The sequence below is a fragment of the Binatus sp. (SeqCode) genome (assembly GCF_036522015.1).
Lineage (GTDB): Bacteria > Desulfobacterota > Binatia > Binatales > Binataceae > Binatus.
Map to the genome: position 1 here is coordinate 1 of NZ_DATDGQ010000224.1, position 5,175 is coordinate 5,175.

Genomic DNA, 5,175 nt, shown 5'->3' on the forward strand with positions numbered 1-5,175 from the left:
GACCAACGTAATGATCTACTGGATCACGCAGACGATTAACTCCTCGACGCGGCTGTACTACGAAGCGCGGCATCATCCGTGGCGGATCAAGCCCGGCACGCTGATCGAGGCGCCGACTGCTGTCGCGCTGTTCCCGGGAGAGCTGGTGCGTCCGCCGCGGCATTGGGCCGAGCGCGCATTCAATGTGCGGCGATGGACGGTGATGCCGAAGGGTGGGCACTTCGCGGCAATGGAAGAGCCGGGGCTGTTGGCGCAGGATGTTCGCGAGTTTTACCGAGAGTTGAGTTGAGACGACTCGGAACCTAACCCCTTCCCGAGCGGAAAGGGGAACCAGAGCTAGGCGGGTCATTCTCTTCCGTCATCCTGAGCGCAGCGAAGGATCTCGCGCGCAGCGCGTAGTGAGAGCGCCGGACACAGCGTCCGTCGAGATTCTTCGCCGCGGCGGCGCAGAATGAGAAACAAGATTCAGGCGGAGGCGGCTTCGTCGAACTTGACGAGGTCGGCGTAGAGCTTTTCGATCTCGCGGCCGAGTTGCTCGTAGCGCGCGATCAGATCGTTGGCGTCTTTGCGCGTGAGATAAAAGTTCGGGTCGTTCATTTCAGTGGCGAGCGTCCCGCGTTGGTTTTCCTTCTGCTCTATCTCGGCTTCGATCTGTCCACGCTGGCGCGCGATTCGTTCTCGTTTGCGAGACGCGTCGCGATCGTCTTTAGCCGGCGGTGCGGCCTTGCGTGCTTCGACTTTTTTCTGATGCGGCGCGATTCCGTTGTTACCGCGTGCGTCGCGCAAGTGGACTGGCGCCGTTCGGGCGGCCTGCGCTGACGGCGGCGGCGCTTCGGTCTGCGCTTTCTTCTCGAGGTATTCGTCGTAGTTGCCGAGGTTGCGAATCGCGTGCCCCTGGCCGACTTCGAGCACCTCGGTCACGAGCTCATTCAGGATGAAGCGATCGTGACTGACTATAATAACTGTGCCCGGAAAGCGCCGGAGCGCCTCGAGCAGAGTGTCCTTGGCGACGATGTCGAGGTTGTTGGTCGGTTCGTCGAGCAGCAGGCAGTTGCTCGGATGCGCGAGGACCTTCGCCAGCGCCAGCCGCGCGCGCTCGCCGCCCGACAGCACCTCGACGCTCTTGTGCACGTCGTCGCCGGAGAACAGCATTGCGCCGAGAATCGAACGAATCTCCGCCATCGTGCGGCCCTGCGCGCTTTGGCTCAGCTCGTCGAGCACGGTCTTGTCGTATGAAAGCGACTCGGCGAGATTCTGCGCGAAGTATCCGGCCTGCACGCTGGCGCCGACTATTCGCTCGCCGCCGGACATCGGCTCGACGCCCGCCAGTATCTTCATCATGGTGGATTTTCCCGAGCCGTTGGGCCCGACCAGCGCGATTCGCGCACCGCGCTCGATCGTCAGATCGACGCCGTCGTACACCGTGTGCGCGCCGTACCGTTTGATCGCGCCTTTCAGCTCGAAGACGCGGCGCGTGCTGCGCTCGCATTTGGGAAACGAAATTGCGGGCGGCTTCTGCGACCCTTCGGGCGGTTCGAGCCGCTCCAACTTGTCGAGTTGCTTGATGCGGCTCTGCACCAGGCGCGCCTTGCTCGCCTGGTAGCGGAAGCGGCTGATGAAACTCTCCATGTGTTCGATTTCTTCGCGCTGCCGCTCGAACGCCGCCAGCTCGAGCGCGAACCGTTCCTCGCGCAGCACGAGGTAGCGCGAGTAGCCACCGACGTATTCGGTCAGCCGCCCGCGCGATACTTCGACGGTGCGCCTGGTGACGCGATCCAGAAAATAGCGGTCGTGCGAGACGAGGATGATGCCGCCCTGGTATGCGACCAGGTAATCCTCAAGCCAGTTGCGCGCCTCGATGTCGAGATGGTTGGTCGGCTCGTCGAGCATCATGAAGTCCGGCGCGTCGAGCAGGAGTTTTGCGAGCGCGATGCGCATCCGGATGCCGCCGGAAAATTCGCTGACGTCGCGCGCGAGGTCTTCATCGGTGAAGCCCAGCCCGAATAGCACCGACGTGGCGCGGCTCTCGGCGCTGTAAAAGTCGTGATGCTCGAGCTCGGTCAGCACTTCGCCCAATTCTTCGAGCGCGGCGTCGTGGGCCGGGCCGGAATGCTCGCGGGTTAGAATCTCTTCGACTTCCTTGCGGCGCAGGTCGAGCGCCTGCATCCTGTCGAGCGCCGACAGCGTCTCGCGCAGCACCGACCTGCCGCCCATCTCGGGAGCGTCCTGCGCTAGGTAGCCGACGCGGGTGCGCTGCGGCCGAGTGATTCTGCCTGAGTCGAGCGGCAGCACCTCGGCGATCATCTTGAGCAGGGTCGACTTGCCCGCGCCGTTGAGGCCGACCAGGCCGACCCGGCCGTCGTCGCCCATCGACCAGCTCACCCCATCAAGGATCTTGCGGCCCCCGTAGGACTTGGAAAGGTTGTCGAGACTAAGCATGGTGAAAAAAGTCATCTTATCAGCGCCGTTTGCGTGCCGAAAGTGACTCCCGCTGGCCGTGATGTTTGAGGGGCTTCCTTGGATCCCGACATTGTGTTAGGAAATGTTACACTATGGCAAAATTCGCTCCTGGATATCCGCTGCCCAGAAGTGCGGACGAGTTCGAAAGGCTCTGTCTGAAGCTTCTGCGGCGTCATTGGCAGCTCCCTCAGCTCGAGCGATTCCGCGATCCGGATCGCGCTGAAAAGGGGATCAACCTGATCGAGATCAGCGGCCGTCCGCGACTCGCCGCCGTCAAGTGCGATCTGCGCGCTGCGCGAGGCGAGTTGACGATTGCAGAGATCAAGGACGCCGTGGACCGGGCCGCGAGCTTGAAGCTCCCGATTGGACGCTTCGTGATCGCGACTACGGCCGCCAAGCCCGAGGGCTTGCAACGCTCCTTGTTCGATCTCAACCGCGCCAACCGCAAAGACGGCATCTCAGCGATCGAAGTCCTGACCTGGGATGATATTGAGGAACTGCTCGACGAGTATCCTCAGATCCTCACCGACTTCGGGACCGCGGCCAAGCGCCAGGCGCTGACGCGTGCCGATGCCGTCGTTCATCTCGAGGCACGATGCGAGCCGGCGGCGGCGGGACCGTCCGATGCGCTGGGAGAAGAGATCTCGGCCGCGGCGGCATTTCTCGAGAGCCATCAATATCAGCTTGCGCGGCTGGCGCTGCTCAGACTACGCGAGCAGAAGTGGAGCCAGCTCTCGAACACGCACAAGTTCCGCGTGCTCTCGTATCTCGGCGCCGCGTGGCTGAAGGAAGGCGAGGCGCGCAAATCGGCGATGCTGTTCATTGCGGCGAAATCGCTGCAGCCCGACGAGGAGAACGCATGCACCAACGAGGCGCTCGCGCACGAACTGCTCGGCGAGCGTGAACGCGCGTTCGCCCTGGCGGATAAGCTGCGGATGCAGTTTCCGTCAAGCGGCCGCGCGGTCGCGCTGTGGCTGAATAATGCGCCCAAGTCGTATGACGCGAGGTCGCTCGAGGAAAACGTCGCGCCCGAGCTCTCATCCGATCCCGAAGTCGCGGTCGTGATGGCGCGGCGTGCGCTGCTCGATGCGCACTTCGATCGCGCCGAGCGTTATGCCCGCCTGGCCAGCGCCGCGTTGCCGAACAATTCGATCCCATGGCTCGTTCTCGGACAGGCGATTCTGCTCAATGAGCTGGAAATGGCGGGAGAGGCGAGCGATACGCCTGCGCAAAGTGACGAGGGCCGCATCCGCGAATCAGAGACTTGCTTCACGCAGGCGCTGACGCTCGCGCAGGCCGAGCGACAGGTCTCCAGCGAAGTACAGGCGCTGATCGGACGCGCACAGGCGCGAATCGCGCTGCGCGACACCGAGGGCGCGGGCAAGGATATCGAACAGGCGCATAGCCTCGAGCGCGAGGATGCCAACGGGCTGTGCGAATATGGAATCGTGCTGCGATCGCGCGGCAGCCTGAGCGAGGCTATCGACGTGCTGCGCCGCGCCGCTTCCGTGGGCGGTCGCGACGACATCGATTATCATCTCGCGGTCACCTTGCGCGAGCGCGACGAGCCCGGCGATTTGCAGGAGGCCACCGAGCTGCTGATGCGCTCGATCTCGCGGCCCGACGCGATTCCATCCGGCGATTTTCCCTTTGCAGTCGCAGCCGCGATCGAAGCGCTTTCGAGCGCCGAGCGTTATCACGACGCCGACGCGCTGTTGTCGTCGATTTCTGAGGGTCGCCTGCCCGCAGTCACGATGCGGACGCTGCGTGCCAATCTCCGACTGGCGCAGGGCAAGTTCGACCAGGCGTCGAAGCTCGCCGACGAGGCTCTTTCGGGGCTGACGCCCGACATCGGCGCCGACAACCGGCGCAAGCTCGCCGCGCTGCTCCATGATTTGGGACGCTATCGCGACGCGCTGCCGCTGTGGCAAACGCTGGCGCCCGCCGGCACTTCAGGAACCGACACCCGCCGGCTGCTCGATTGTGCGGGCCGGCTCGGTCGCGAAGACATCGTCGCCGACATCTCGCGCCAGTTGCATCCCGAAAAAGCAGTTGACGCCGGCTCGGTCGCCGATCAGCTCGACAAACTCGAACGCAACGATCCCGAAGCTGCGCTGGCCGAGCTCGAGGAAATGCTCAGCGCGCATCCCGAAGACCGCGTGCTGAAGCTGCGACGCTCGATCGTCGCGTCTCGCCTGGGCAAGGTGGATTTGGTCGTCGCCGACCCGAATTCGATGCCGCCGGCGCGCGAAATTCCGCCTGCGCTCGGCCGCGCGGCCGTGCAATTCATGCGCGACGGCGGTCGCGCCAACGAGGCGCTCGCCTACGCTTACGAATTGTTGCGCCGGCAGGGTGGCAGCGTCGATGCGCATCGCGCATACCTGGCCGCGCTCGGACCGGTTGGCCCGATGCCGCACGTGCCCGATTTCGACATGGCCGGGTCCGGTTGCGCGCTCAGTTTTCTCGAGGAGGGTTCCAACACCGAAAAATGGATTCTGCTCGAGGACGCCAACGACGCCGACGAAGCGCTCGACGAGTACGGCCCGCAACATCCGATGACCAAGGCCGTCAAGGGCAAGAAGGCCGGCGAGAAGTTCCAGCTCCCCGAAGGCCGCTTCAGCCGCCGCCAGGCCAGCGTCAAACAGATGATCAGTAAGTACGCATATCGCTACATGGACGTGCTCATCAACTGGCAGGCGCGCTTCCCCGGCGAGG

3 protein-coding genes are annotated in these 5,175 nt (G+C 63.9%); 2 read left to right on the forward strand and 1 reads right to left on the reverse strand.

Going from position 1 to position 5,175, the window contains the following annotated elements:
* Window positions 1-289 (forward strand): alpha/beta fold hydrolase (locus VIW95_RS09665; RefSeq protein WP_331585848.1); only part of this gene is annotated, 289 nt, incomplete at its 5' end.
* A gap of 176 nt (window positions 290-465) precedes the next feature.
* On the opposite strand, the gene VIW95_RS09670 is transcribed toward VIW95_RS09665, so the two are convergent.
* On the reverse strand, window positions 466-2,454 hold the full coding sequence (locus VIW95_RS09670) for an ABC-F family ATP-binding cassette domain-containing protein (protein ID WP_331585850.1): 1,989 nt from the start codon (window positions 2,452-2,454) through the stop codon (window positions 466-468).
* Between the two features lie 98 nt (window positions 2,455-2,552).
* Between VIW95_RS09670 and VIW95_RS09675 the strand changes: the two genes are divergently transcribed.
* Window positions 2,553-5,175: tetratricopeptide repeat protein (locus VIW95_RS09675; RefSeq protein WP_331585852.1), on the forward strand; the 2,623-nt coding region annotated here is incomplete at its 3' end.

What these genes read in the sequence shown, in the direction of transcription:
- VIW95_RS09670 (WP_331585850.1), bottom strand. Translation starts at nt 2,454, where the DNA reads ATGACTTTTTTCACCATGCTTAGTCTCGACAACCTTTCCAAGTCCTAC.